Source organism: Streptomyces sp. NPDC053541 (genome assembly GCF_044544705.1).
GTDB lineage: Bacteria > Actinomycetota > Actinomycetes > Streptomycetales > Streptomycetaceae > Streptomyces.
On the sequence record NZ_JBITXM010000012.1, the window covers coordinates 287,597 to 313,412 of the forward strand.

28 protein-coding genes and 1 pseudogene are annotated in these 25,816 nt (G+C 72.9%); 9 read left to right on the forward strand and 20 right to left on the reverse strand.

Features of this window, described 5'->3' with window-relative positions; translation table 11 throughout:
* The first annotated feature begins 649 nt into the window (after positions 1 to 649).
* The 4 genes from ACIGW2_RS30010 (at position 650) to ACIGW2_RS30025 (ending at position 3,737) form a co-directional block, all read left to right on the forward strand.
* Positions 650 to 1,288, forward strand: a complete 639-nt coding sequence (locus tag ACIGW2_RS30010; protein ID WP_399847081.1) for a hypothetical protein — start codon at positions 650 to 652, stop codon at positions 1,286 to 1,288.
* 284 nt (positions 1,289 to 1,572) lie between these two features.
* Entirely contained in the window at positions 1,573 to 2,634 is a 1,062-nt protein-coding gene (locus ACIGW2_RS30015) for an HNH endonuclease (protein WP_399847082.1), read from the forward strand.
* 342 nt (positions 2,635 to 2,976) lie between these two features.
* A complete protein-coding gene (locus ACIGW2_RS30020) occupies positions 2,977 to 3,267 on the forward strand; it encodes a hypothetical protein (protein WP_399847083.1) in 291 nt (96 codons plus the stop codon).
* 125 nt (positions 3,268 to 3,392) lie between these two features.
* Entirely contained in the window at positions 3,393 to 3,737 is a 345-nt protein-coding gene (locus ACIGW2_RS30025; protein ID WP_399847084.1) for a DUF6578 domain-containing protein, read from the forward strand.
* A gap of 68 nt (positions 3,738 to 3,805) precedes the next feature.
* On the opposite strand, the gene ACIGW2_RS30030 is transcribed toward ACIGW2_RS30025, so the two are convergent.
* Positions 3,806 to 4,279: a DUF4240 domain-containing protein gene (locus ACIGW2_RS30030; RefSeq protein WP_391654352.1), complete on the reverse strand. Its 474-nt coding sequence runs from the start codon at positions 4,277 to 4,279 to the stop codon at positions 3,806 to 3,808.
* A 283-nt stretch (positions 4,280 to 4,562) separates the two neighbouring features.
* Here ACIGW2_RS30030 and ACIGW2_RS30035 point away from each other — a divergent pair, with 283 nt between their 5' ends.
* Entirely contained in the window at positions 4,563 to 5,012 is a 450-nt protein-coding gene (locus tag ACIGW2_RS30035) for a hypothetical protein (RefSeq protein WP_399847085.1), read from the forward strand.
* On the opposite strand, the gene ACIGW2_RS30040 is transcribed toward ACIGW2_RS30035, so the two are convergent.
* The gene (locus ACIGW2_RS30040) at positions 5,009 to 5,737 is read right to left on the reverse strand and encodes a DUF4253 domain-containing protein (RefSeq protein WP_399847086.1); all 729 of its coding nucleotides are present in this window, start codon (positions 5,735 to 5,737) and stop codon (positions 5,009 to 5,011) included. The genes ACIGW2_RS30035 and ACIGW2_RS30040 overlap by 4 nt on opposite strands.
* A 71-nt stretch (positions 5,738 to 5,808) precedes the next feature.
* On the opposite strand from ACIGW2_RS30040, the gene ACIGW2_RS30045 reads away from it, so the two are divergent.
* The gene (locus ACIGW2_RS30045) at positions 5,809 to 6,369 is read left to right on the forward strand and encodes a DUF4231 domain-containing protein (protein WP_391654355.1); all 561 of its coding nucleotides are present in this window, start codon (positions 5,809 to 5,811) and stop codon (positions 6,367 to 6,369) included.
* Positions 6,370 to 6,393: 24 nt separating this feature from the next.
* On the opposite strand, the gene ACIGW2_RS30050 is transcribed toward ACIGW2_RS30045, so the two are convergent.
* Together ACIGW2_RS30050 and ACIGW2_RS30055 are read right to left on the reverse strand one after the other, a co-directional pair.
* Positions 6,394 to 6,939 (reverse strand): hypothetical protein, encoded by a 546-nt coding sequence (locus tag ACIGW2_RS30050; protein WP_391654356.1) that lies wholly within the window; start codon positions 6,937 to 6,939, stop codon positions 6,394 to 6,396.
* Positions 6,940 to 7,011: 72 nt separating this feature from the next.
* Entirely contained in the window at positions 7,012 to 7,776 is a 765-nt protein-coding gene (locus ACIGW2_RS30055) for a GntR family transcriptional regulator (RefSeq protein WP_361587719.1), read from the reverse strand.
* 389 nt (positions 7,777 to 8,165) lie between these two features.
* Between ACIGW2_RS30055 and ACIGW2_RS30060 the strand changes: the two genes are divergently transcribed.
* Both ACIGW2_RS30060 and ACIGW2_RS30065 read left to right on the forward strand, forming a co-directional pair.
* Positions 8,166 to 8,387 (forward strand): hypothetical protein, encoded by a 222-nt coding sequence (locus ACIGW2_RS30060; protein ID WP_361587717.1) that lies wholly within the window; start codon positions 8,166 to 8,168, stop codon positions 8,385 to 8,387.
* Between the two features lie 52 nt (positions 8,388 to 8,439).
* Positions 8,440 to 8,646, forward strand: a pseudogene (locus tag ACIGW2_RS30065) (DUF2277 domain-containing protein); the annotation flags it as partial.
* A 55-nt stretch (positions 8,647 to 8,701) separates the two neighbouring features.
* Here ACIGW2_RS30065 and ACIGW2_RS30070 read toward each other — a convergent pair.
* From ACIGW2_RS30070 to ACIGW2_RS30115, 10 genes are all read right to left on the reverse strand, one after another.
* Complete coding sequence (locus ACIGW2_RS30070) at positions 8,702 to 9,376, reverse strand: DedA family protein (protein WP_399847087.1); 675 nt, start codon at positions 9,374 to 9,376, stop codon at positions 8,702 to 8,704.
* A gap of 94 nt (positions 9,377 to 9,470) precedes the next feature.
* A complete protein-coding gene (locus tag ACIGW2_RS30075) occupies positions 9,471 to 9,941 on the reverse strand; it encodes a DoxX family protein (protein WP_399847088.1) in 471 nt (156 codons plus the stop codon).
* 137 nt (positions 9,942 to 10,078) lie between these two features.
* On the reverse strand, positions 10,079 to 10,729 hold the full coding sequence (locus ACIGW2_RS30080) for an HNH endonuclease family protein (RefSeq protein ID WP_399847089.1): 651 nt from the start codon (positions 10,727 to 10,729) through the stop codon (positions 10,079 to 10,081).
* Between the two features lie 479 nt (positions 10,730 to 11,208).
* Positions 11,209 to 11,880, reverse strand: coding sequence for an HAD family hydrolase (locus ACIGW2_RS30085; RefSeq protein WP_391654359.1), 672 nt, complete (start codon positions 11,878 to 11,880; stop codon positions 11,209 to 11,211).
* 176 nt (positions 11,881 to 12,056) lie between these two features.
* The gene (locus tag ACIGW2_RS30090) at positions 12,057 to 13,094 is read right to left on the reverse strand and encodes a peptidoglycan-binding protein (protein ID WP_399847090.1); all 1,038 of its coding nucleotides are present in this window, start codon (positions 13,092 to 13,094) and stop codon (positions 12,057 to 12,059) included.
* 214 nt (positions 13,095 to 13,308) lie between these two features.
* A complete protein-coding gene (locus ACIGW2_RS30095) occupies positions 13,309 to 13,794 on the reverse strand; it encodes a GNAT family N-acetyltransferase (protein ID WP_361587705.1) in 486 nt (161 codons plus the stop codon).
* Positions 13,795 to 13,859: 65 nt separating this feature from the next.
* The gene (locus ACIGW2_RS30100; protein ID WP_356070140.1) at positions 13,860 to 14,198 is read right to left on the reverse strand and encodes an antibiotic biosynthesis monooxygenase; all 339 of its coding nucleotides are present in this window, start codon (positions 14,196 to 14,198) and stop codon (positions 13,860 to 13,862) included.
* A gap of 129 nt (positions 14,199 to 14,327) precedes the next feature.
* Entirely contained in the window at positions 14,328 to 15,017 is a 690-nt protein-coding gene (locus ACIGW2_RS30105; RefSeq protein ID WP_399847092.1) for an O-methyltransferase, read from the reverse strand.
* A complete protein-coding gene (locus ACIGW2_RS30110) occupies positions 15,014 to 16,135 on the reverse strand; it encodes a DUF2330 domain-containing protein (protein WP_399847093.1) in 1,122 nt (373 codons plus the stop codon). Before ACIGW2_RS30110 ends, ACIGW2_RS30105 begins: the two co-directional genes overlap by 4 nt.
* A 151-nt stretch (positions 16,136 to 16,286) precedes the next feature.
* Entirely contained in the window at positions 16,287 to 17,540 is a 1,254-nt protein-coding gene (locus ACIGW2_RS30115) for a cytochrome P450 (protein WP_399847094.1), read from the reverse strand.
* A 231-nt stretch (positions 17,541 to 17,771) separates the two neighbouring features.
* On the opposite strand from ACIGW2_RS30115, the gene ACIGW2_RS30120 reads away from it, so the two are divergent.
* Positions 17,772 to 18,950, forward strand: coding sequence for a steroid 3-ketoacyl-CoA thiolase (locus tag ACIGW2_RS30120; protein ID WP_356070150.1), 1,179 nt, complete (start codon positions 17,772 to 17,774; stop codon positions 18,948 to 18,950).
* A 111-nt stretch (positions 18,951 to 19,061) separates the two neighbouring features.
* Here the strand turns inward: ACIGW2_RS30120 and ACIGW2_RS30125 are convergent, their stop codons facing one another.
* The 6 genes from ACIGW2_RS30125 to ACIGW2_RS30150 all read right to left on the reverse strand — a co-directional run bounded on the left by ACIGW2_RS30125 (position 19,062) and on the right by ACIGW2_RS30150 (position 25,599).
* Complete coding sequence (locus tag ACIGW2_RS30125; protein WP_361587856.1) at positions 19,062 to 19,463, reverse strand: transglycosylase SLT domain-containing protein; 402 nt, start codon at positions 19,461 to 19,463, stop codon at positions 19,062 to 19,064.
* 332 nt (positions 19,464 to 19,795) lie between these two features.
* Positions 19,796 to 20,770: an ECF transporter S component gene (locus tag ACIGW2_RS30130; protein ID WP_391654365.1), complete on the reverse strand. Its 975-nt coding sequence runs from the start codon at positions 20,768 to 20,770 to the stop codon at positions 19,796 to 19,798.
* The gene (locus tag ACIGW2_RS30135) at positions 20,767 to 22,488 is read right to left on the reverse strand and encodes an ABC transporter ATP-binding protein (protein WP_391654367.1); all 1,722 of its coding nucleotides are present in this window, start codon (positions 22,486 to 22,488) and stop codon (positions 20,767 to 20,769) included. Before ACIGW2_RS30135 ends, ACIGW2_RS30130 begins: the two co-directional genes overlap by 4 nt.
* Positions 22,485 to 23,627, reverse strand: coding sequence for an energy-coupling factor transporter transmembrane component T (locus ACIGW2_RS30140; protein ID WP_399847095.1), 1,143 nt, complete (start codon positions 23,625 to 23,627; stop codon positions 22,485 to 22,487). Before ACIGW2_RS30140 ends, ACIGW2_RS30135 begins: the two co-directional genes overlap by 4 nt.
* Positions 23,624 to 24,346 (reverse strand): SCO2322 family protein, encoded by a 723-nt coding sequence (locus ACIGW2_RS30145; protein WP_399847096.1) that lies wholly within the window; start codon positions 24,344 to 24,346, stop codon positions 23,624 to 23,626. Before ACIGW2_RS30145 ends, ACIGW2_RS30140 begins: the two co-directional genes overlap by 4 nt.
* Positions 24,343 to 25,599: a prenyltransferase/squalene oxidase repeat-containing protein gene (locus tag ACIGW2_RS30150; protein WP_399847098.1), complete on the reverse strand. Its 1,257-nt coding sequence runs from the start codon at positions 25,597 to 25,599 to the stop codon at positions 24,343 to 24,345. The genes ACIGW2_RS30145 and ACIGW2_RS30150 overlap by 4 nt, the downstream gene beginning before the upstream one ends.
* Positions 25,600 to 25,816 lie beyond the last annotated feature (217 nt).

Sequence of the window (25,816 nt, forward strand, 5' to 3'; positions counted from 1 at the left end):
AAACAGCCGAGGCTGCGCGCGGCCGGCGCTGGTAGGGCACTCTTGGCCATCGGCGGAGCCTGGCCGTCGGTTGGGTCCCGGGCTTGCACCGGGCCACCCCCAGACAAGGCCAGGGATGCAGCTGCACTACAGAGCTGGACACCTCGGAAGCCGACCGCGCGCGAATGGACGCGATCCCGAGGGACTGACAGGCGCGGGCCAGGACCGTGCCACATCCGTGCCAGATCGTGCGGGGAACCACAGGGAACGAGGGGTGTTGTCGGACTCTGGGGTGTCGATCGGCGCTCGCAACCTCTGTGCAGGTCAGGCGGAGGTTCGCCCTCCCGCTCTCCTGAAGCGGGCCCCCTGCCGGTTCGAACCCGACAGGGGCTCAAGGGTGAAGACCCCAACCGGTCGCGGTTTGACCGTCTTTGACATCAACGGCTGCAGTCAGCCCTCCGCCGGTTGAAGCGCCAGCCCATGTGGCTGATGGCCTCGTCCATGGTCAAGCCGATCTAGCTGCCCCAGAGGATCTCCACTACGGTGCGGGGCGCGACGCCAGCCCCGTGAGGAGCGTCGCTCGGCCGTGCCGCCCGACTTCGTCGAGAGCTGTTCTCAGCTCGTAGCGAACGGCGATGCACCCAAGTGGCGTCGGCGCCAAAGTTCGGCTATGCCGCGCACCAAACGAAGTGATTACGCCCATCCAAGAATTCGCCAACGCCGAGGCGGACGCCTAAACGAAACATCGGCACCCGCTCAGGGCGGTGAAAGTAAGGGCGTAAGTTGGATTAACGCCGTATCTGCTGGAATTGGCGCAATCATCGCAATCCCAGCATTGATTTTGGCCCTTCTGGCATACATCGACACCAAGGACGATAAGGAAGAAGGTGACGTTAAGGAGGCCGCTCAAGTGAGTTGGTACGAGTTGTCGGACTCGGCCGACACTGCCAAGGTGATCGCGCTTGAGAATAGAAGCTTACGCCCGGTTTACGATGCCATAGTCGTTCTTTACAGCGAGGACGGGCGGAAAGCCGAGCAAGCCTTCTATATTGACGACACGAACTCGCCGTGCACGCGGACAATTTATAGGCTTACGGAAAGTCAAGGGAAGGGGGTTCGGTCCGGTCTCCTGGGGCGAATGTACTTTAGAGACACGCTTCGCAATTGGTGGCGCACCGGGTATGACGGGGGGCTCATCAATTTGACCGAAAAGGGTTGGAGTTTCGAGATTGAAGACCTCAGGAAGAAGGATAAAATCGCGGAGTGGGGGATTACACCTGAGTATGAAGATTTGACAGGATGCGGCTAAAATTCGGCTGGCCTCGCTGCGGATCGAGATCCCAGCCCGGCACGGCACCGCTCTGTACGGCTACCTCGCCGAGCCCAAGGGCTTCTGCAACCGCAGGAGCCAATGTGTCCACATGCCCTCCACGTAATGGCCGTCCGCGAGTTGCGGCCTATTCGCGGACAGACGTACACGAGTGGGCCGCCACTTGGCGTCTGGCCTGCAGAAGCGTGTGAGACACATGGGGCCTCCGGAGTCGCGTGCGAAGGGCGTAATCATGGTCGGCGTGCGGGCCGTACCCTGCCGCCATGCACAGAGGAGCGATCACACAAGCATCCGTACTCAAGGCCATCGCTGAGTACGACGAGTTGGGACAGACTGAGTTCCTGGCGAAGTACGGCTTCGGCGAGGCTCGCTCGTACGTTGTGGTGCACGACGGGCGGGAGTACGACTCCAAGGCCATAGCGGGCGTGGCGCATCAGTGGGAGCAGGGGCGAGCCCTCAGACCTGATGAATTCAGCGGAGGCAAGGAGCACGCCGCGGCGTGGCTGAAACGGGCTGGCTTCCAGGTCAAAGCCGTCAAGAATCCTGACTGGGCCCGGGACGAGATCATCCTTGCCTGTCAGCTCGTGATGGAGAACGGCTGGAAGGGGCTGGACGCTCAGGACGCCAGGGTGGTCGAGCTGTCCGGCCTGCTCCAGTTGCTTCCCATCCACGCCGAGGCGGAGCGCAACGAGAAGTTCCGCAACCCCAACGGAGTGGCGCGCAAGACGTTCGACATCGCCACGCGACATCCCGAGTACCAGGGCAAGCCCACCAACGGCGGCGCCCTCGACGTGGAGGTGCTGGTGGAGTTCCTTGCCCGGCCCGATGAGATGACCGAAGTTGCTCGGCTCATTCGGCAGGGCATTGCGGCCGGCGAGCTGCAGAGTCTTGCGCCGACCGAGGACGAGGAGTTCGACGACTACAGCGCTCCCGAGGGACGGCTCCTCATGCGCCGACACCAGGCCCGCGAGCGGAACAAGAGTCTGCGGAAGAAGAAGATCGCTTCTGTGATTCAGCGGGGTGGGTGGCTGGCGTGTGAGGCGTGTGGGTTCGACTTCGAGGAGGTCTACGGCGACCGCGGTGCTGGGTACATCGAGTGCCATCACGTCGTGCCGTTGCACGAAGCAGGCGAGGGGCGGACCAAACTCAGCGACCTAGCCCTCATATGTGCCAACTGTCACCGTATGGTCCATCGGCGTGCGCCATGGCCGACCCCTGCGGAGCTGCGGGCCTCCATCGAGCGGAAGCATGCAGCTGACAGGCGTGCCGCGGAAGTCATCGCCCGACCGCGTAGGGCGGCTGACGAGCAGATGCTGAATCCGTGATCTGACATCCACTGCTGACATCAACGGCGGTGTACGGAGGCAGTCCCCCAGGACGGTGGGCGGCAGCCATCGCCAGGGCCGCCAGGGTGCTCAGCCGCCATCGGGCGAACTTACAAAGCAGATGTCGGCGGTTCGAAACCGTCCGCGCCCACCAGTAGGTAGTTAGACAAAGGCCCAGGTCACCGGTATGAACCGGGAACCTGGGCCTTTCTGATCTGGTCGTCGAAGGAACTGGTACCCGCTCCGGTGGCCTTCCCGAGCTGCAACCGCATGGGCGAGCCCCCAGACGAGCGAGTGCCCTGGTCCCTTGATCCGGTTCGTGCAGGCGCCACCATGGGGTCCATGACTTCCGGAACCGGCTCAGCGCCGATCGAGCGCACTCATGTCACGGCCGTCGCCGAGGGTACGGGGCTCCGCTTCTCCTGGGACGCCGACGCTCGGATCGAGGTGCGGAACCTCGGGACCGAGGTCGTCATCGAGGCGAACGCCGCGGGTCTCAGGACGCTTGCAGGGCATCTTCTGGTGCTGGCCGGCGAAGGAGTTCCCGATGGATCCCATCTGCACCTCGAAGACGGCACTGGGCTGGAAGGCGGCTCCGTCGGCCTGGTCTTGGAGCGCAGCGGCGAAGAGTGACCGGGGCACCGCGAGGGCCGGGCTGAGGCGCTCATCGATCGGTGCGGCGCCCACCGACGGAGGCTCGGCTGTCGTCCTGAGCCCCGGTGGCACCGCGGAGTGTGGCCCCTGCGGACAATGGCGGCATGACGCTCACCATTTGGGTCGACGACTGGCAGACGCAGTGCTGCGGAGAGCGATTCGCGCCGGGCGACGTTGTCTCGTGGACGCTGTTGGAGGCCGACCCGGAGGAGTACGTCGACATCGTCGGTGGCGAACGTGCCGATGAGATCGACTTTCGCGAGGAGCATCACGGTCAAGAGGAGGGGCGCACGCCCACCTCGGTGAAGGTGGTGTCGATCGCCGAGGTTCATTGCCGTTACGCGGTACCGGAAGGTGCCACGGACAAGGTGAACCACCCCGTTCCGGGGACCACCGAGCTGGTGCCGGTCCAGGAGGCGGACGGGTGGGCAAGGCGCGGCCGGGGGTGAGGTTCGGGGGGTATCTGGTGACCGCGCGGCCCGTGGACCTGGCGGAAGGCGCCGATGCTCGCGGCCGGTCAGTGCCGTAGGTGCGGCCAGCCGTCACGGTTGGAGTAGCTTTCGAAGCAGTACCGGGTGCGGCGGTCCCACTCCTTGCCTGTGGCCAGCTCGTACGCCTTGTCCGGCACGTACAGCAGCCATTCGCCGTCGTACTCGGTGGAGGTGTACGGCGCGAATCTGTCGACGTCGAAGAAGACGCTCTCCCACACCTCTCGGCCTGCTGCGACCACAGCGCACCGTGAGTACAGGAACACATCGGACGACTGTGGGAACGGGCTGCCGTCCCGGACCGTCAGGTCGGCCACGGGGAGGGCGCCGAACTTCTCCTGGTCCAGGCGATAGAGGGCCTCGGCGTGGCGTTCCGCGAAGCCGATGATGTCGGGGACGGGGCGGTGGCTCAGCTCCTCGGCGAGGCGCCGGCAGCTCTCGTTGGTCGCTTCGCCGTCGAGTGTGGCGATCAGTGCCCAGAAATCGGCCCAGGTCATTCTCATGGACGCAGGGTGTCAGGATGGTCTGACATCTCTCCGAAAGCCACCCGTCTACGGGGGTTTGGGGCCCTCAAGTGGGCTGATTTCGGCCGCGGTTGAGGGCGGGGCGGCAGAGGGGGCGTGGGAGACTGTGGGGATGACGCAGGGGGAAGAAGGGCCTGGGGAGTTCGTCGCGGGGTTGCCCGTAGGGGAGCGGGTGCGGGTGCCCGATGGGGGGATCGCCGGGTGGGCGTCGTTTCCGTTCGAGTTCGACGGGGACGTGCGGGGCAAGGAATTGCAGGCGCCCGTGTGGCCCGAGCCCGCGCGGAGCGGGGAAGGCGGGGCCGAGGAGTGTCCCACGTGCCGGAAGCCCGTCGAGGAGGCGCTGTGGGCGGACGAGCACTGGCGGGTCGACGCCGTCGGAAGTGAGTTGCGGCTGCCCGCCGTCGTGATGCTGCAGCCGCGCGGGCACTACGACCTGACCGATCTGCCCGCCGAACGGGCCGTCGAGCTGGGGCCGATGCTGCAGCGGGTCGAGCGGGCGATGCTCGGGCTCGGCGGGGTCGCGCGGGTGCACGTGAACCGCTGGGGCGACGGCGCTGCCCACCTGCACTTCTGGCTGCTCGCCCGGCCCGCCGGGATGCTCCAGCTGCGGGGCACCCTGCTGCCCCTGTGGGAGGAGCTGCTGCCGCCGGTCTCCGAGGACGTGCGGCAGCGGACCCTGCGCGCGCTGGCCGAGGCCCTGGCCGCCGGCTAGTCCCACCAGAAGTGCCAGGTCCCGGCCAGGAGTTGGGTCGCGGCCAGTGCCTCGACGGAGTCGACTCCCTGGTCGACGATGTCCGGGCAGTAGGCGTAGTGCTCCAGGGCCGTGCGGGCGACGGTCTCCGGGGTGGTGGGGCGGCGCGGGACCAGGAGTTCGAGGATGTCGGACTCCAGGGTGACGAGCTCCGCGCCGAAGCGTTCGTGGTACGTGCGGAGCACCAGCGCGTGGTCCGTGCCGGCCAGGTCGTGGTTGCAGGCGCCCAGCCAGTTCAGGAGGGCCGGGACCTCGTGGCCCGCCGAGGCGCGGACCAGGCAGAGCGCGGTGCGGACCTGGCGCACCGCCGAGACGTGCAGGCCGCCGACCCGCGCCAGGTCCACCTCCGCCGCCACGTGCTTGGCCAGCTGCCGCACCGCCTCGTCCGTGACGCCCTCCGAAAGGATCTCCGGCTGCGTCGGCTCCGCCGGGCCTGGCCCGAAGTCCTCCCGGAGGCCGACCAGTACGCTGCCCAGCTCCTCCGGGTCCCCGGCGAGCACCGGCCACCACCCGGTGTGCCCGTGCAGATCGCGCAGCGCGCACCAGAGCCGGAACGCGTCGACTCCGGCCACCTCTCCGACGTACACCGGCGCACCGTCCGTCGAGGTCGCCGCCTCGCGCAGCGCGGGCAGTGGGACGGCCCGCTCGTCGCAGAGCTGCCGCAGTTCGGGGATCGTGAGCGTCATGGACGTACCGTAGGGGCGGGGTCTGACAACCCGGCTTGACGTGTGCGCGTACAGGCCGGTCTACTCGCCGCATGGACGACATGGGGGACGGGCCCGAAGTGCAGGCGCCCGGTGGGGAGATGACGCCGCAGGCGTACGTCGCCGAGCGGCTCGGGCAGTACCAGGAGTGGTACGACCGCAAGGCCACGAAGATGAAGGCGATGCACCTGCGGATGCGGACCGTGTCCGTCGTCGGTGGTGCGCTCGTGCCCGTGCTGGTCAATCTCGACCTGGGCTTCGCGCGGATCACCGCGACCGTGCTCAGCCTCGTCGTGGTCGCCTCCGTCTCGCTGGAGAGCGTCTACCGCTACCGCGAGCAGTGGAAGAACTACCGCTCCACCGAGCAGCTCCTGGGCCACGAGCGGGTCTATTTCGCCGCCCGGGTCGGCCCGTACCACGGGCAGTCCGAGCGCGACGCCTTCACGACCCTGGTCGCGCGCGTGGAGAAGGCCATCGCCAGCGAGAACTCCGCCACGCTCAACGTCATGACGCTCGGCGGGCAGGTCAATTCCGAGCTGCAGCAGTACGGGCTCCCCGCGCAGCGCGAGGCGTCCGGCAGTGCCGCCGGGGCCGGCGCCGCCGTCGGCTCCTAGGCGCCCGGTGCAGCGCAGCCCGGCTCAGCGGCGGCGGCCGAGCAGGGACGCCTGCTGCTTCTTGAGCCGGGCGAAGCGCGTGGTCGTGTACTCCCGCAGCTCAGGGCCCGGGTACTGGATGACGGACTTGTACGCCGCGAACTCGCCCGCCGCCCAGCGCGCCGCGGTGATCTCGTAGCCGGACACGTGGGCGCACAGGGCGAGCAGGACGGGCGGCATCTCCTCCTCGATGAGGAGGTCGGCCTTGGTGACGATCACGTCGCGCATCTTCTGGATGTTGGGCAGGAACACCGTCGTGGCCCAGACGCGCCACTCGGCGAGCTCCTCCTCGGTCGGGGGCACGTCGTGGTCGAAGGGGTGGACGCCGTCCGGGCGGGCGTACCGCTCGCAGAAGGCGTCGTAGGCCCGGCTGTTGGCCTCCATGAGCGCGAAGAGGGGGCCGTAGAAGTCGCTCAACTGCTGGTTCACCCGGGTGAGTCGGGCCTGTCGCTGAGCGAGCCGCAGCCCGTTCACGTACGTCGCCAGGTAGCCCACGAAGGCCAGACCGACGGTCATGATCACTGTGCCCATGGCGAGGATGGTAAGCCCGCGGAATTCGGATCATCCGACGATTGCTCCCCTGCGCCGTCTGCCGGCGGCCGTCTACGCGTCGAAGTCGTACTCCAGGACGTACGACGCCGAATCCAGCGTCATCTCGTTCAGCTCCACCGGCGCCCCCGACTCCGTCAGGGCCGTGCGGCTGATCAGGATGACCGGGGTGCCGAACTCCAGGGCGAGGCGGGTGGATTCCTCGGCCGTCGGCATGCGGCAGCGGATCTCCTCGCGGAAGTGGACGGGGCGGTGGCCCAGTTCGGAGAGGCGGGCGTAGGTGCCGCCCGGGCCCGTTTCCGGTTCGGTGATCGCCGTGCCCTCGGTGAGGGCGGCCGGGAGGTACGAGACGGAGAGCAGCACCGGGCGCTCGTCGAGCACGAAGCGGCGGCTGCGGACGCACACCGGCGCGTCCGGGGAGTCCAGGCCGAGCACCCGGGCCACCCGCGCGCCCGCCGGGGCGGACGGGGTCACCTCCAGCTGGTCGATCACCAGCGCGCGGTCCTCGACGTCCGCGGACCACACCGAGCGGCCGCTGCCCCAGTGGCTGTGTGCCAGCCGGGGGATGCCCCGGCGGCGCAGCGGGCGGAAGGAGCGCACGAAGACCCCGGCGCCCTTGCGGGCCTCCGCGAGGCCCTCGTTGCGCAGGACGGACAGGGCCTGGCGGGCGGTCATCCGGGCCACCTCGTAGGTGGACATGAGGTCGTTCTCGCCGGGGAGCCGGTCGCCGGGCGCGAAGGTGCCCGACTGGATCGCGGCTCTCAACTCGTCGGCGATCCGCTGGTACTTGGGCCGACGACCGCTGTCCGGGTCAGTCATGCGTGGACCACTCCCTTCCGTCTGCGGGACACCCTACGGCGAGCCTCCGCGAGCCGGTGAGCAGCGGTGGGGCGCCCCGCGCGGGTGATCCATCCTTCGGGGGACATCTCTAGAGATGCGTTGACAGAGCGCGACTCCGGGGCTTCGCTGGGTGTATCCATCTGGTCTCCGCACGTCGTACGAGCCGGATGGCAATGCGGATGGCAATGCGGATGGCACGCCGGATGGCATTCGGATGGCACTCCGGATGGGACGCTCGGGTCGGGGCAGGCGAGGTGGAAGAGGCGGACGAGTCGGCTCGTCCGGCAAAACGGACGCGACGGACGCGACAGGCGCGTTAGGCACGACAGGCGCGGCGGACGCGACGGAGACGACGGACGGGAGGATGCGTGACGTCACAGCCCGAGGTCGGTGACCTCGTACGGGACACGGCCACCGGCCGGGTCGGCTTCTACGCCGCCGAGGTCGCCGGGCGCTTCCTGATCCGGCCCGTGCACGGAGGCCCCGAGTGGGAGGCCGAGCCCGAGGACGTGCAGCCCGCGACGCCCATGCGGGAGCTGCGCGCCCGGGCCGCCGAGATCAACGCCCGGAGCCGGCGGGGACTGAACTGACGGCGGCGCCCGGGCCGCGACCGTTGTCAGTGGGGCGCGTCACACTGGAGGCATGTGCCGCAGCATCAAGACCCTCCGTCCGCCCGCCCTGCCCCACGAGGCCACCGAGGAGGACATCCGCGCCGCCGCGTTGCAGTTCGTCCGCAAGGTCTCCGGCTTCCGCGCGCCCGCCGCCCACAACCGCGAGGTCTTCGACCGCGCCGTCGACCAGGTCGCCGAGGCCACCGCCCACCTGCTCGCGGACCTGCACGTCCGCGGGGCGCACCCGGCCGGCCCTCACTCGGCCGGCCCACATCCTTCCGGCGCCCGCCCGGTCAGCCCGCAGGCGCCGGAGCCGCAGCCGGACGCCGTATGACGTAGGCCGCCAGCGAGCCCGCCAGGAAGAGCGCGAGCACCGGGACGCAGGCGCCCAGCCAGGTCGCGCCCAGCCAGCGGCCGCCGAGCCAGCCGAGTCCCACGCCGTACGTGGCCCAGATCGCCGCCGCCAGTGCCGACCAGGGCAGGAAGTCGCGCAGCCGCCGCCCCGTCGCGCCCGCGCCGAGGGAGACCACGGAGCGCCCGGCGGGGGCGAAGCGGGCGAGCACGACGAGCAGTCCGCCGCCGCGCTCCAGGGTCTCGCCGAGACGTTCCTGCGCCGCGCTCAGGCGGCGCGAGCGGGCCACGGCGCGGCCCAGGCGGCTGTCGCCGCCGCGCCGGGCCAGGCGGTACGCGGCGAGGTCGCCGAGCACCGAGGCGGAGGCCGCGCAGAGCAGCAGGGGGAGCAGTGCGGGGGCGTACGGCACGCCGGCGGCGGTGCCGGCCGCGCCCAGGGTGCCGGCCGCGGAGGCCGAGGCCGCCGAGGCGGCGGTGGCGGCCGTGACCACGAGGATCCCGCTCGGCAGCACCGGCAGGAAGACGTCGAGCAGGATCGACGTCGTCACCGCCGCGTAGATCCACGGGCCCGAGGTCAGCGACTGCAGTGACCACCCCGTGCCGTCGAGCACGTTCACGGGGCCAGAGCCTACGCGCAGGCCCCCGCCCGAACGCCGACCGGGGCCGGGAACCGTCCGGCGGTTCCCGGCCCCGGTCGGGGCGACGGGTCGGCTACGCCGTCACGGGAGCGGACTTCTCCTCGTCGCGCGCGGCCGCCGTGCCACGGCTGCCGCGGGCGCCGAAGAGGCCGTCGAGCGCGAGCGCGCCCGGGCCGGTGAAGACGAGCAGCAGGAAGGCCCAGCAGAACATGGCCGAGGCCTCGCCGCCGTTCTGGATCGGGAACAGCGCCTCCGCCTGGTGCACGTCGAAGTACGCGTACGCCATCGAGCCCGAGGCGATGAAGGCCGCGCCGCGGGTGCCCAGGCCGAGCAGCACCAGGCCGCCCGCGACGAGCTGGATGACCGCCGCGTACCAGCCCGGCCAGGAGCCGCCGGGGATGGTGCCGCCGGTGCCGGCGGCGCCGCCGAGCCAGCCGAAGAGGGAGGCGGCGCCGTGGCAGGCGAAGAGCAGGCCGACGACGATCCGGAAGAGACCGAGCGCGTAGGGCTGGGCCTGCTGGAGACGGCTCGCGAGAGCGTTCATGGGGGGAGGGACTCCTTCGGTCTGGCCCGCACCGGGGGCGGCGCGGGTCGTGGGGACGGAACCGACGAGCCCTCAGGTTAGGCAGCCCTCACCAATGCTTGCAAGTTCAACAACGACCTTGTGGAAGACGGGCGAGCTCAGCAGCCGTTGAGCACCGACTGCAGGGCGCTCTTCTCGGCCGAGTCGACGCTGAGGCCGTAGGCGTACTTCACCTCCACCCACATCCGGACGTAGGTGCAGCGGTACGCGGTGCGCGACGGCAGCCACTCCGCCGGGTCCTGGTCGCCCTTGGCCTGGTTGACGTTGTCGGTGACGGCGATGAGCTGCGGGCGGGTCAGGTCGTTGGCGAAGGACTGACGGCGGCTGGTGGTCCAGGAGTTGGCGCCCGAGCGCCAGGCCTCGGCGAGCGGGACCACGTGGTCGATGTCGAGGTCCGAGGCGAGCGTCCAGGTGGCGCCGTCGTACTCGGAGTACCAGCTGCCGCTCACGGCGACGCAGTTGGAGTCGGTCACGACGTTCACGCCGTCGCGCTTGAGGACCACCTCGCGGGTGTTGCAGGTGCCGGACTGGGTGATCCAGTGCGGGAAGAGGTCCCGGCTGTAGCCGGTGGAGGAACCTTCCGCCTTCACGGTCAGCGCGGCGAGGTAGGTGCGCGCGGTGGCGGCGCTGACCGGGGTGGGCGGGGAGGCCTGGGCGGCCGGCGCGGTGGCGAGCAGGCCGGTCACGGTCAGGGCGGCGGAGGCGGCGAGGACGGCGGTTCGACGCGCGTAGACACTGGCGGCGGTCATGCGAACTCCCTTGGTGTGGGGGGACCTTGGCCGCGTCCGGGCTGCCCGGGGCGCGACCCCGGGTGCCGGGCGGCCCGGTCATCGTGGCGGCGCGTGGTTTCCGTGAGGGGTGCGCCAGGTAACAGCGTGGCGACATGAACACGTCACATCAAGGGGTGTGACGTGCCCTCACTGCGCGGGAGTTCGGGAGGGAGTGTGACGAAGGGGGCGGGAGCGGGCGGGCCGTCCGGAGGTCCGGACCCGCCGGCGGGGCCGGACCCCGGGCCGGACCCCGGCGGGCCGCGTTGCCCGTACGGGCCCCGGCCCGGGCCCGTACGGGCAGGGTGACTCCTACGGGAAGGGTGGCCCCGTCCGGTGCATCGCCCCTACGGGTACGGCAAGGGCGGCCCGTACCGGAGTACGGGCCGCCCTGGAGGCGTGCGCGCCAGTGTCCCTGCGGGTGCGCGGGTGCGGGCGCGGGCGCGGGAGGTGGTGCGGTGTCAGGGGCGCGCGAAGCGCAGCGTGAGCGTGCCGTCGGCGGCCGGCTCGATCCGGACGCCGGTCAGGTCCTCGACGTGGACGTCGGGCGCGAAGGCGGCGGCGCGCGGGCCCACGCCCACCACCCGCATGCCCGCCGCGCGGCCGGCCCGGATGCCGGCCTCGGAGTCCTCGAAGACCACGCAGTCCGCCGGCTCGAAGCCGAGCGCCGCCGCGCCCTTCAGGAAGCCCTCGGGGTCCGGCTTGCTCGCGCCGACCGACTCGGCGGTGATCCGGGTCTGCGGCATCGGCAGCCCGGCCGCGCCCATCCGGGCCTCGGAGAGCGCCCGGTCGGCGGAGGTCACCAGGGCGTGCGGCAGGCCGGCGAGCGCGGCGAGGAACGCGGGTGCGCCCGGCACCGGCACGACCCCGTCCAGGTCGGCGGTCTCCTCGGCGAGCATCGCCCGGTTGTCCGCGTGGTTCTCGGCCATCGGGCGGTCCGGGAGCAGGACCGCCATCGTGGCGTAGCCCTGGCGGCCGTGCACCACCTTCAGGGCCTCCTCCGGGTCCAGCCCGTGCCGCTCGGCCCAGCGGCGCCAGCAGCGCTCCACCACGGCGTCGGAGTTGACGAGCGTGCCGTCCATGTCGAGCAGGAGGGCGCGGGCGGTGAGAGACGCCGGGGTGGTGGCGGTCATCGGGGATCTCCAGGAGGGGGTGTCGGAGATGAGGCGTGCCGGTACGAAGCGGTCCCGCCCGCCGGTCAGGGTGTGCGAGCGGGGCCACTTTGTTCCTCCACGATACAAAACGAGCCCCCCTCCGCCAAACCCCGTCCACATGCCGGGCCCCCACCGCCTCGGAGGGGCCGTTCGGGCTACCCCCAGCCGCCGTCGCTCCAGCCGTCGCCGCCCGAGCCGCCGTCCCGGCCGCTCGTCACGCCCTCCAGGGCGCTGCGCGTGGCCGGCCCGTAGACCCCCTCGGGGTCCTCCTCGATGTACATGTACGACTGGAAGACGGCGACCGCGTGCTCGACCTTCCGCCCGTACGAGCCGTCGAGCCGCCCGCTGTAGAGGCCCAGCTCCCGCAGCCGGACCTGGAGGTCCCGCACGTCGTCGCCGGTCGAGCCGAGGCGCAGGGTGGTGCCCGCCGCGGGGGCCGAGGAGGGCGTGCCGCTCGGGCGGGCCGGCCGGGTGGTGGGGGCCGGGGCCGCCGGAGCGGTCGTGGCGGGTGCGGTCCGGGTGGCCGCCGGGGACGGCGAGGCGGACGCGGTGGTACGGGTCGGGCTCGGGGTCGCCGAGGTGCTCGCCGACTCCGAGGGCGTGGGCGTCGGGGCCTCGGACACGGCCACGTTCTCGGAGGCGCTGGCGGTCACCTCGGGCACCCCGGCCCGGTCCTCGCTCTCGTCGCCCCCGCCGATCAGCGCGGCGGCCAGGGCGGCGGTGCCGACCACGGCGGCCGCCACCACGCCCGCGATCACTCCCGTACGGGCCCGGCCCCGCCCTCGGCCGGGCGCCTCGGGGGCGTACGCCAGGGTGTGCACGCCCTCCTCCTCGGGGTGCCCCTCCGGGTACCCGGACTCCGTGCCGGACCCCGAGTCGGCACCCGCGCCGGCTTCCGCGGCCGCCCCGTACCCGTAGGGGGCATCGCCCTCCCCGTAGGGGACCCCGCCCGCGTACGCGAGGTTCGGCGCCGTCCCCGGCAGGAGCAGCCGCATGGTCTCGGGCTCCTCGCCCTGACCGGCCCCCTCGGCGTGCGGCAGGGGAGTCGCGGGCACCGCCTCCGGCGGCAGCGGACCCGCGAGCGGCCCGGGCGTCACCGGCGGCAGCACCGCCGTCTCGTCCCCGCCCTCGGGCGTCGGCAGCGCCACGTACGGCCGGATGCGCAGCGGGTCGAAGTCCTCGGCCGCGGCCATCGCCGCGGCCTGCGCCTGTGCCCGCTCACAGGCGCAGCCAGGTCTGTGTACACCGCATTCAGGACAGACGTGTCCGGACATCGTTGGGTCCCCTCCCCGGTTCAACTGCGAGCGATTATGCAGCCCGGTCCCGGCGGGGAGGTGAACGGATGTGCGCCTCAGCGGCCCTTAACGGGGCAAAGGCCGCGGAAGGCTCGGCTGCTCGGACGCGGGGTCACAGCTCCTTGCCGTACCAGATCTCCATGTACGGGCCGGTGCAGTACGCCGGGATCTCGGCGTAGCCGTTGCGCGTGTAGAGGGCCCTCGCCTCCACCAGGTCGAGGCGGGTGTTGAGGACGGTGCGGCGGGCGCCGAGGGCGCGGGCCGCGTCCTCCAGGCCGCGCAGGAGGAGGTCGGCGCCGCCGGTGCCGCGGAAGGCGGGGCGGATGAACACCCGGGTCAGCTCGGCCCGTTCGGCGTCCAGGAGCAGGACTCCGCCGCAGGCGGCCGGCTTGCCCTCGTAACGGCCGACGAGGAACTGCCCGGCGGGCGGCGCCAGCAGCTCCAGCCCCTCGTTCAGCATCTCCTCGTCGTACTCGTCCTCGCCGAGCACCCGGCCGTAGTAGCGGCCGGCGACGTCGCCGAAGTAGTCGCGGCGCAGGGCGGTGGCGTCCGGGGTGTCGACGCTCTCGGGGGTGAAGATCCAGGTCATGCGCGCCATTCTGGCCGCGCACGACCCGGACCGCCGCCGAATTACCGCCCGCCGTGCGGCCGGTGGGACGGGCGCTACTTGGGGGAGGCCTGCTGGACGACCTCGAAGGACCACAGCGTGGAGCCGGTCGCGGCCGGCTTCGGGCGCTCGCCGCCCGCCGCACCGCCCTCGCCGCCGGAGGTGCCCTGGTGGGCGGCCTTCATCGAGCCGTTCATCCAGGCCTGGAAGTCCTCCTCGCTGCGCCAGCGGGTGTAGACCAGGTACTGGTCGGTGCCCTCCAGCGGGCGCAGCAGCTCGAACCACTCGAAGCCGTCCGAGTTCTCGACGGCGCCGGCGCGCGCGGCGAAGCGCTGCTCCAGGACCTCGCGCTGCTCGGCGGGCACGGTCAGGACGTTGATCTTCACGATGCTCATGCCCGCAGCATAGGCAGCCCGGCCCCCGGCCCCGCCGCGCGCCCCGCCCGGCCCCGACCCCGGCCCGGACTCGGGCCGAACCGGACCGAACCCGGGCCGTGAGGTCCGGGACCGGCGGCCGGAGAGGGGTCAGCCCTGCGGCTCGTCGAGGACGCGGGCGACGAGGAGGCCGTCGTAGCCCTTGGTGCCGACGGTCTGGACGGCGGTCGCGTCGAGGCGGGGCTCGCGGGCGATCAGGTCGAACATCTCGCGGGTGCCGGTGACCGACGGGTCGTCGGGGTGCTCGGTGGCGACCTTGCCGCCCCGGACGACGTTGTCGACGACGATCAGGGTGCCGGGGCGGGAGAGCTTGAGCGCCCAGGCGACGTAGTGCGGGTTGTTGACCTTGTCGGCGTCGATGAAGACGAAGTCGAAGGGCCCGGCGCCCTCCTTCTCCAGGAGCGGCAGGGTGTCCAGGGCCGCGCCGACGCGCAGCTCGACGGTCTCGGCGAGTCCGGCCCGGGCGATGTTGGCGCGGGCCACCGCGGCGTGGTCGGGGGAGTACTCCAGGGTGACCAGCCGGCCGTCGGCGGGCAGCGCGCGGGCCAGCCAGATGGTGCTGTAGCCGCCGAGGGTGCCGATCTCCAGGACGCGGCGCGCGCCCTGCGTGGCGACCAGGAGCTGGAGCAGCTTGCCCTGGTTCGGGGCGACGGCGATCTCGGGCAGTCCGGCGGCCGTGGAGTCGGCGAGGGCGGCGGTCAGCGCCTCGTCGGCGGGGACCAGCACATCGGTGAAGTAGGCGTCGACAGCGTTCCATTGGGATGCGTCATGAGTCGTCACGCGGTCGAACGTACACCCGCGGGGCCGGCCGCGGCGGCGGTCCGCCGCCTGCGGCGTCGGGTTCGCGCCAGGCCGAATCCGGCCGCGGCGATCAGCAGGAGCGCGCCGGTGACGGTGAGCAGCCAGACCGGGATCCCGCCCACCCGCCACAGCTGGTCCCGCCAGATCACCTCGCGGTACGGCGTGTCGGCGGCGGCCCTCACCAGCTCGTGGTCGCCGCTGATCCGGCTCGGCTCGGGGAAGGACTGGTCGACGGCGGTGAGGAACACCCGGCCCGGGCCGGTGAGTTCGGCGAGCGCGCCGCTCGGCCGGTCGACGGCGCCGGCGAACAGCACCTCGGGGCGGTCGCCGCCGATGGCGTCCTTCGGCTCCATGCGGTGGCCGGAGAGCACGTAGAGCCCGAGCGACTGCGGGGTGGTGGCCAGCCGGGACAGGCGCATCGGGTAGACGGGCCGGTCGTTGGCGAAGGTGATGCGCAGCGGGTCCAGGGCGCCGTGGAGCGGCTCGCCGGCCTTCTCGGGGGCGAGGCGCACGGCGACGTACTCCCACCGGCGCTCGACGTAGGGGCGCAGCTCGGTGGAGAGCCGGTCGGACAGCTCGAAGCCGTTGCGGTGCAGCCAGTCGCCGAGCGCGGTGGGGTCGGTGGCGGTGAGGCGGGCCACGTCGAAGGGGCCGAGGCGTTCCCGGCCGACGACACCGACGCCCGGGCCCTTGCCCGGGAGCGCCCCGGCCGAGGCGCCGTCGGCGTTCGAGGAGAAGGGCCAGTCGCGGCCGCGCGGCCAGAAGTAGTCGCGGGGGCGGCGCTCGGGCGCGGTCAGCTCGTCGAGCTGGTCGAAGAGCGCGGGGTCGCCGAGGGCGACGTCGGCACGGTGCGGGACCGGCATCACCCAGGCGGCCTTCTCGGCGTCGCCGTGCACGGTGAAGCGCATGACGATCCGCTCGGTGCCGGTGCGCGCGTCCCAGTGCACGGCCGAGGTCTCCCGGTCGACGCCGATCCGGTCCATCCGGTTGGTGATCATGGCGCCGCAGCCGCAGGCCCAGGCCGGCGCGACGAGCGAGCCGAGCTGGAGCGCGAGCAGCGCGACGACCAGGGTGAGAAGTCTGTGTGTCCCCCGCATGCCTGCTGGGACGTGCAAGGGGAGCCACCGGTTCCAGCCACCGGCCCCGCCCCCCGCGGCCGCCGGCCGCACAGGCCGCACAGGCCGCACCGGCGGCGCCCCCGGCCACCGGTCCCACCTCGCCCCGCCCCCGCTCGCTCTCCCGTCGCTTTCAGGCCACGGTGACCCGGAGCTCCTTGATGCCGTTGAGCCAGGCCGCGCGCAGCCGGCGCGGGTCGCCCGCCAGAGACAGCTCGGGCAGTTCGTCGGCGAGGGCGTCGAAGATCAGCTCGATCTCCTTGATGGCGAGGGACTTGCCCAGGCAGAAGTGGGGTCCGCCGCCGCCGAAGCCGAGGTGCGGGTTGGGGTCGCGGGTGATGTCGAAGGTCTCGGGGTTCTCGAAGACCTCGGGGTCGTGGTTGGCGGAGGAGTAGAAGAGGCCGACCCGGTCGCCCTTGCGGATCTTCTGGCCGCCGAGTTCGGTGTCCTGGGTGGCGGTGCGCTGGAAGGAGACGACCGGGGTGGCCCAGCGGACGATCTCCTCGGCGGCGGTGGCGGGGCGTTCCCGCTTGTAGAGCTCCCACTGCTCGGGGTGGGTGAGGAAGGCGTGCATGCCGTGGCTGATGGCGTTGCGGGTGGTCTCGTTGCCGGCGACGGCGAGCAGCAGCACGAAGAAGCCGAACTCGTCGGAGGACAGGTTGCCCTGGCCCTCGGCGGCGACGAGCTGGGAGACGATGTCCTTGGCAGGGCACTGCTTGCGGGCGGCGGCGAGGTTCATCGCGTAGCCGATGAGCTCCATGGCGGCCTCGGCGCCGATCTCCTCGGTGATGGCGTACTCGGGGTCGTCGTAGGCGACCATCTTGTTCGACCAGTCGAAGATCCGGGCCCGGTCCTCCTGGGGCACGCCGATGAGTTCGGCGATGGCCTGGAGGGGGAGTTCGACGGCGACCCGGGTGACGAAGTCGAAGGAGCCGTCCGCGTCCGGCGCGGTCGCCGCCGCCCTGGCCTCGGCGACGATGGCGCGGGCCCGCTCGCGCAGTGCGTTCTCCAGGCCGCGGATGGCGCGGGGGGTGAAGCCGCGCTGGACGATCTGGCGGACCCGGCTGTGCTCGGGCGGGTCCATGTTGAGCATGATCAGCTTCTGGACCTCGATCTGGTCGCGGGTGATGTGCTCGTTGAAGCGGATGACCGCGGTGTTCTCCTGGGAGGAGAACAACTCGGGGTGCGTGGACACGTACTTGACGTCGGCGTGCCGGGTCACGGCCCAGTAGCCGGTGTCGGCGAAGCCGGTGACGCCGGAGGGCTGGGCGCACCACCAGACGGGAGCGGTCTGCCGAAGGCGCGCGAACTCCGGGTGGGGGACGCGGCTTTGCAGCAGATCGGGGTCGGTGGCGTCGAACCCTTCGGAGAGATGGGGACAGCGCATCGGCAACACACTCCGTATCTGATGGACCATCAGAAGTTGCCGGGAAAGGTAGTAACGAGTTCTACAACTCGCAAGGCGCACGGCGGGAACTGTTGCGTCCCGGACCCTTGCGTACCCGCGGTAGCAGTCATCAGACTTCACTCGGAACTAGAACGCGTACTAGTTCTATGTGACGTCGACCGGCGGGGGTGCCGGGACACCCCCGTGCGGGCGAGGAGAGGACGAGCCCACATGGCCGCGGAACCCGTCATCGTCGAAGCCGTACGCACCCCCATCGGCAGGCGCGGAGGCGCCCTCGCCAACCTGCACCCCGCCTACCTCCTCGGGGAGACCTACCGCGAACTCCTCGGCCGCACCGGCATCCACGCCGACTGCGTCGAACAGATCGTCGGCGGCACCGTCACCCACGCCGGCGAACAGTCCATGAACCCCGCCCGCACCGCCTGGCTCACCATGGGCCTGCCCTACGAGACCGCCGCCACCACCGTCGACTGCCAGTGCGGCTCCTCGCAGCAGGCCAGTCACATGGTGGCCAACATGGTCGCCGCCGGAGTGATCGACATCGGCATCAGCTGCGGCGTCGAGGCGATGTCCCGGGTCCCGCTCGGCTCCGGCTCCAAGCACGGCCCCGGCAAGCCCTGGCCCGACGAGTGGAACGTCGACCTGCCCAACCAGTTCGAGGCCGCCGAGCGCATCGCCCGCCGCCGCGGCCTCACCCGCGAGCGCGTCGACTCCCTCGGGCTGCTCTCCCAGGAGCGCGCCGCCACCGCCTGGGCCGAGGAGCGCTTCAAGCGCGAGACCTTCGCCGTCCAGGTGCCCACCACCGAGGAGGAGCAGGCCGCCGGGCAGGGCATGTGGCGCCTGGTCGACCGCGACGAGGGACTGCGCGACAGCACCATGGAGGGCCTGGCCCGGCTCAAGCCGGTCATGCCCACCGCCATCCACACCGCCGGGAACTCCTCCCAGATCTCCGACGGCGCCTCCGCGCTCCTGTGGGCGTCCAAGCGCATGGCCCGCGCGCTCAAGCTGCGCCCGCGCGCCCGGATCGTCGCCCAGGCCCTGGTCGGCGCCGACCCGCACTACCACCTGGACGGGCCGATCGACGCGACCCGGGCGGTGCTCGGCAAGGCCGGGATGTCCCTCAGGGACATCGACCTGGTCGAGATCAACGAGGCCTTCGCCTCCGTGGTGCTCAGCTGGGCCCAGGAGTTCGACCGGGACCTGGACGGGCTCGAGAAGGTCAACGTCAACGGCGGCGCCATCGCCCTCGGGCACCCGGTGGGCGCCACCGGGGCGCGGCTGATCGTCACGGCCCTGCACGAGCTGGAACGTACGGACAAGGAGTTCGCCCTGATCACGATGTGCGCGGGCGGAGCGCTGGCGACGGGCACGATCATCCAGCGGCTCTGAGCCCCGAAGGCCCCGGGAACGCCGCAGGCCCCGGTTCCTCCACGAGGGAGGCCGGGGCCTTGCTGCGTCGTGCTCGCGCCGCGTGCGCGTCACGGGCTACCGGAAGTCGGCTCAGTACCAGCCGTGGGACTGCCAGAACGCCCAGGCGCCGTTCGGGGAACCGTAGCGCTCGTTCATGTACTTCAGGCCCCACTTGATCTGGGTGGCGGGGTTGGTCTTCCAGTCGGCGCCGGCCGAGGACATCTTCGAACCGGGCAGGGCCTGGACCAGGCCGTAGGCGCCGCTGGAGGAGTTGGTGGCGGTGTGGTTCCAGCCGGACTCGTGCTCCACGATCTTGCTGAAGGACGCGTACTGCGACGGCGGCACGATCTGGCGGGCGATCTCCTGCGGGGTGGCGGCCGAGGCCGAACCCGTGCTGCCGAGCACCGCGCCCGAGGCGCCGAGGAGAACGGCGGCGGAGACGGCGAAGGACTTCTTGCGGGAGACGGCGCGCGTGGCGATCGAGCGGAACAAAGCGTCATACCTAACGTCGGGGACAAGGGTCGCGCCGGGCGGTTTCGGCATGCCGGAACCAGACCCCGGAGAACCGGGAACTGGTGGGGAACCGGCCTGCCTGGTGCGGTCTGCCGCGCTGCTCCGGACGGGGCCCGGGCGGCGGCTGCCTGGCGACGTCCACTACAGAAACAAATCCGGCGGGGCGGTGCAATCACCCCCGGTACGAGGAAGGTTCGGACCCGGCCGCCCCGGCCCGGGCCGCCGGATCCACGCCCGGAAGCGCCCGGAGCCCCCTGTTTCCACGGGTCCCGTCCCCCTATGGACCGTTTTGCGCGGGCTGCGGGACCCTACTATTCCACGTCGTACGTGACCTGGGTCCTATGAGGCGCCTCACCCCGCAGGCCCGTTCCGGGGCCCTCGAATGTGACCTGGGCCTCGAAGTTCGCCCGCCGGGTGGCCCGCCGCAGGGCCCGCAGCAGCGCCCCGCCGGCCGTCAGCGTCAGCACCACGGTGAGCAGCGCGCGCCCCAGGTCCCAGCCGAGCGAGGTGGCGATCACGTACGCCAGGAAGCGCACCAGGTTCTCCCGCACCGGCTCGCCCGGCCGGAAGGAGATCGCCTGGTCCATGCCGCCGACGGTCACCCACCCGTACAGGTTGGTGATCGTGCCGTACGCGAAGGCCGCCACGAAGCCGTATCCGGCGAGCAGCACCAGCTCCCGGCGCCCGCGCAGCCGGTCCGGGCCCGGCAGCAGGCCCGCGCCCATCGCGAACCAGCCCATCGCCAGCATCTGGGTCGGCATCCAGGGCCCCACCCCGCCGGTGAGCAGGGCGGACGCGAACATGGTCACCGCGCCGAGGACGAAGCCGAAGCCGGGGCCGAGCACCCGGCCGCTCAGCACCATCAGGAAGAACATCGGCTCCAGGCCGGCCGTCCCGGCGCCGATCGGCCGCAGCGCCGCCCCGACGGCGGCCAGCACCCCCAGCATCGCCACCGCCTTCGCGTCCATGCCGCAGTCGGCGATCGTGGCCACGACGACCGCGATGAGCAGCGGCAGGACGAGGGCGAACAGCCAGGGGGCGTCGGCGGCGTGGTCGGTGACGGCCGAGCCCGCGTCGGCGAACAGCGGCCAGCCGACGCCGACGAGCCCCACGAAGGAGACCAGGAGCAGGGCGGCGACCGAACGCGGCCCGAGCCGGACGGGACGGGCAGCCGCCGGAGGGGGAGTCTCAGGACGGGAGGGCGTGCGGCCGGGGCGCACGGGACCCGGGCTCGCGGGACCCGGGCAGGAGGGCGTGGAGCGGGAGGCGGCGGGACGGGAGGTCATGCGCGCAGTGCCTCCTCGACCTGCTCGACCGTGAGCCACGGCTCCGGCGCGAGGACCTTCGCGACCTGCGGCGAGAACGCCGGCGAGGAGACCACGACCTCGGCGGTCGGGCCGTCGGCGACGACCTCACCGCCCGCGACGATGACGACACGGTGCGCGAGCTCGGCGGCCAGCTCCACGTCGTGCGTGGCCAGGACGATCGCGCGGCCCTCCCGGGCCAGCAGCCGCAGCCGGGCGACCAGCCGGGCCTTCGCCGCGTAGTCGAGACCCCGGGTCGGCTCGTCGAGCAGGAGCAGCGGGGGCCGGGCGGTCAGCACGACGGCGAGCGCGAGGGCGAGGCGCTGCCCCTCCGAGAGGTCCCGGGGATGCGTGTCGTCCGCCACGCCCGGCAGCAGCTCGGACACCAGCTCCCGGCAGCTTCCGGGCGCCGCCCCCGCGTCGGCGTCGGCCGCCGCGCACTCGGCGGCGACCGTGTCCGCGTACAGCAGGTCCCTCGGCTCCTGCGGGACCAGGCCGACCGTCCGGACCATCCGCCGCGGATCGGTGGTGTGCGGGGTCAGCCCGGCGACCCGCACGCTCCCGGAGGTGGGCGCGACCGTGCCGACCAGCGTGCCGAGCAGGGTGGACTTCCCGGCCCCGTTCCGCCCCATGAGGGCGACGGTCTCGCCGGCGGCGACCCGGAGGGTGACCTGGCGCAGCGCCTCGACGCGTCCGCGCCGGACGGCCAGCCGGGAGACGTCCACGAGCGGGGCGTCCGGAGCGGGGGCCTGCGCCGGTCCGGGGGCCCGCGGTGCGGTGCGCCGCCGCCGGAAGAGCCCGCGCGCCTCGGGTACGGGCGCGGCGGCCGCCCCGGGAAGGGCGCCGCCCGGGACGAGAGGAGCGGGAGCGGGGGCCGGGGCGGCCGGCGGGACGCGCCCGGCCAGCCTCCGCTTCAGCGGGCCCGCCGCCCGGCGCGCGTCCCGCACCGTCAGCGGCAGCGGGGACCAGCCCGCCGCACGGCCGAGGGCGACCACCGGCGGGTGGATGGGGGAGACGCCCATCATCTCGGCCGGCGGACCCATGACGGCCTCCGGCAGCAGCAGCACCCGGTCCGCGTACTGCACCACCCGCTCCAGGCGGTGCTCCGCCATCAGGACCGTCGTGCCCAGGTCGTGGACCAGGCGCTGGAGCACGGCGAGGACGTCCTCGGCCGCCGAGGGGTCCAGGGCCGAGGTCGGTTCGTCGAGGACCAGGACCCGGGGGTGCGGGGTGAGCACGGAGCCGATGGCGACGCGCTGCTGCTGGCCGCCGGAGAGGGTGGCGATCGGGCGGTCGCGCAGCTCGGCGAGGCCGAGCAGGTCGAGCGTCTCCTCGACCCGGCGGCGCATCACGGCGGGGGCGAGGCCCAGCGACTCCATGCCGTAGGCGAGCTCGTCCTCGACCGTGTCGGTGACGAAGTGGGCCCGCGGGTCCTGACCCACCGTGCCCACCACGTCCGCCAGCTCGCGCGGCGGATGCGTGCGGGTGTCGCGCCCGTCGACCGTCACCCGGCCCCGCAGCGTGCCGCCCGTGAAGTGCGGGACGAGCCCGGACACGGCCCCGAGCAGGGTGGACTTGCCGACGCCCGAGGGGCCGACGAGGAGCACCAGCTCGCCCTCCGGCACGGTCAGGTCCACGTCCTTCAGGGTGGGTGCGGACTCGCCGTCGTAGGTCACCGAGACGTTCTCGAAGCGGATCACGGACGCACACTCTCCTCCGGCACCGGGGCCACGAACGCGGGCAGCAGCCCCACGAGGACGGACAGCGCCGGCCACACCGGCAGCTCGGGGGCCGTGAGCGGGACCACCCCGGGGCGCATCGCCCCCGGCACCGCCGCGCCCGACCAGGTCACCAGGGCGGCCACCGCCACCCCCGAGCCGGCGACCAGCCACGCCCGCGCGCCCCAGCGGTCCGGCCGGTAGCGGGTGCGGACCGTGCGCCGGCCGCCCAGCCGCAGCCCGGCGACCGCCGCGAGCAGCCCCGCCACCAGCAGCGGCAGCCCGTAGCCGGCGCCCTGCGCGGCCAGCAGGCCGTACGAACCGGCGCACACCCCGAGCAGCCCGCCCAGGGTGAGCACATGGGTGGTGCGCCGCACCGCGGCCGGCACCCGGGCCGTCCGCCCGTAGCCCCGCGCGTCCATCGACGCCGCCACCGCCACCGAGCGTTCCAGGGCGCCCTCCAGCACCGGCAGGCCGATCCGGAGCAGCGCCCGCACCCCGCCGGTGGGCCGGCCGCGCAGCCGCCGGGCGGTGCGCAGCCGCACCACGTCCTGGACCAGGTGCGGGGCGAAGGTCATCGCGACGACCACGGCGACCCCCACCTCGTACAGCGCGCCCGGCAGCGACTTGAGCAGCCGCGAGGGGTTGGCCAGCGCGTTCGCCGCGCCCACGCAGATCAGCAGGGCCGCCAGCCGCAGGCCGTCGTAGAGCGCGAACACCAGCTGCTCGGCGGTCACCCGGCCGCCGATCCGGATGCCCTGGGCCCAGTCGGGCAGCGGCACCTCGGGCAGCGTGACCAGCAGGTGCGCGCCCGGGACCGGCGAGCCGAGGAGCAGCGAGAAGACCAGCCGGATGCCGACGACGGCCAGGCCCAGCTTCACGAAGGCGCCGTACGAGCGGGCCCACGGCGCGTCGGTGCGGCGCACGGCCACCACGTAGCCGGCCACGCCGACGACCAGCCCGAGGAGCAGCGGGTTGCTGGTGCGGGAGGCGGCCACGGCGAGGCCGAGGGCCCACAGCCACCAGGCCCCGGGGTGCAGGGCGTTCGCCCGGCTCGCCACCGGCGCGCGCAGCCGGCCGGCCGGGGCGGGGGTCCCGCCGGGTGCGCCGAGCGGCGTCATCCGCGCCGGCGGCGGGCCTGCCAGACGCCCGCCGCGCCGAGCAGCAGCACCGCGGCGCCGCCCGCGACGAGACCCACGGACGGGCCGCCGGAATCGGAACCGGAAGCGGCATCGGAGGAGGAAGCGGAACCGGACGCGGTCGCGGAGCCGGAGGCCGCGGGTGCGGGGGTGCCGGTGCCGGGGGTGGCTCCGGCGGGCTTCGACTCCGGCAGGGCGACCTGCTCGCCGCAGCCCCGCGCCGGGTAGCCGGCGATGCCGCAGAGCAGCGCGTTGGCGTCGTAGCGCAGCGGCTTGGCGACGGCGGCCAGCGCCTCGGCGGCGGTCGCGTCCTCCCCGACCCGCGGGCACGCGGTGCGCAGCGCCGGGGCCGGCGGCCGCTCGCCCTCGGGGGCGTCCTCGGGGCGTCCGAAGTCGATGACCACGGCGACCCGCTTCGTCCCGGCCTCCGGTCCGACGCCCGAGCAGATCCGGGTGAAGTCGGGTACGGCGGTGGGGCGGGTGGCGTCGGCGGCGTCCCGGCTGACGGCGAAGCGGAAGCCGATCGTGTCGCCGTCGGCGGGCCGGGCGGTCGCCGGGCCCTGGGTGGCGTAGGTCCAGGTGGTGCCCCGGTCCTCCCAGAAGGACCAGTAGCGGTAGCCGGTCCCCGCGGCCTGGGCGGGGACGGCCGCGGCGAGCGTCACGAGCGCGGCGCCGAGCCCCGCGGCGAGCCCGGTCCTCACTTCTTGCGGCCGCTGAGCAGGAAGCCGATGCCGACGCCGACGACCGTGCCGATGCCGATGATCCACCACACGTCGAAGCCGCCCTCGTCCTCGCCGGCGCCCGCGGAGGCCTGCGAGTTGTCGGGCGCCTTGGGGGCCGGGCCGGTCGCGTTCAGCTGCTCCAGGAGGTCGGTGCTGCCGAAGCTGCGCGGGTCGGTGTCCATGGCGTGCGCGGCGAAGACCAGCTGGGCGTAGGCGGCGGGGCCGTTGGCCTTGGCCCAGTCGGCGGCGTTCTTCTCCAGCCAGGCGAGGGAGGCGGTGGCCTCCTTCCTGGCCCCGGCGGCGGCGAGCGCCACGACGGCGTCGGCGGTGTTGCCGTAGTCGGGCAGCGCGGCGCTGCCGGCCGCGGCGCCGGGCATCGGAGGGGTGTCGAGGTGGCCGGTCCGGGCGAGCTGAGCGGCGAGGTAGGAGGCGCCGTTGAGGGCGGCCCGCTCGGGCGTCGGCTTCGCGGACGGGTCGGTGCAGACGGGCCGCTGCTGGGGCTGGGCGCCGCGGGCGGTGATGCCCTTGCCGAGGCCGGCCAGGGTGGCGGCGGCCGTCGCGTCGGCGTTGGCGAGCAGCTTGCCGGCCTTGTCGGGCTGGTAGGCGAAGGCGCCCGGGCCGTCCTTCTCGGTGCACGGGAGCGCGAAGGTGAGCAGGGCGTCGTACGGGGTCTTGCCGTCGGCGGACTTCACCCCACCGGGCTGCTCGCCGGTGGCGGCGAACGCGCCGATGACGATCGAGGTGGAGTTGGCGTCGCTGGGGCCGCCCGGGGTGAAGCTCCAGCCGCCGTCCTTGTTCTGCACGCTCTTCAGCCAGGCGGCGCCGGCCTTGGCGGCCTTCTCGGCCTTCGCCGGGTCGGCGGACTGCCGCTTGACCGCGTCGAGCGCCTGCACGGCGACGGCGGTGGCGTTGCTGTCCAGCATGGTCTTGGCGTCGCAGGCCGCGGCCGGGTCGGGGCGGTACGAGGCGAAGGCGCCGTTGGCGCACTGCTGGCCGAGCAGCCAGTCGACGGCCCGGTCGGCGGGCTGGATGCCGGAGCCGCGCTGGGCGAGGAAGGCCAGCGACTGGCGCCAGACGCCGTCGTAGGTGGGGTCGGTGGTGCCGTAGAGCCCGGCCGGGACCTTGGCCGGGGAGGGGGTCGGCGAGGGCGCGGCGGCGGCCACGGTGGCGGCGGTGGTGCTGAGCACGGCACCGGCCGCGAGTGCGGCGGCGGCGCGGCGAACGCTGATCATGGGTCCCTCTCCTGCGGGCACCGGACACCGGGGCCCCGGGGGCCCGGCCTCCGGCGCCGTGTTCCTCGACGGTGCCGGCGCTCATGTCCCGTACCGGGCGATCGCTCCCGCCACCCGGGTGGGCGGCGCGGGGCGGGGCGCCCCCGGCCCGCGCGCGGCACCGGGCGAGGGGACGGGGCGGCGCCGGACTTCCACCGGCTTCCCCCTGGACGGGCAT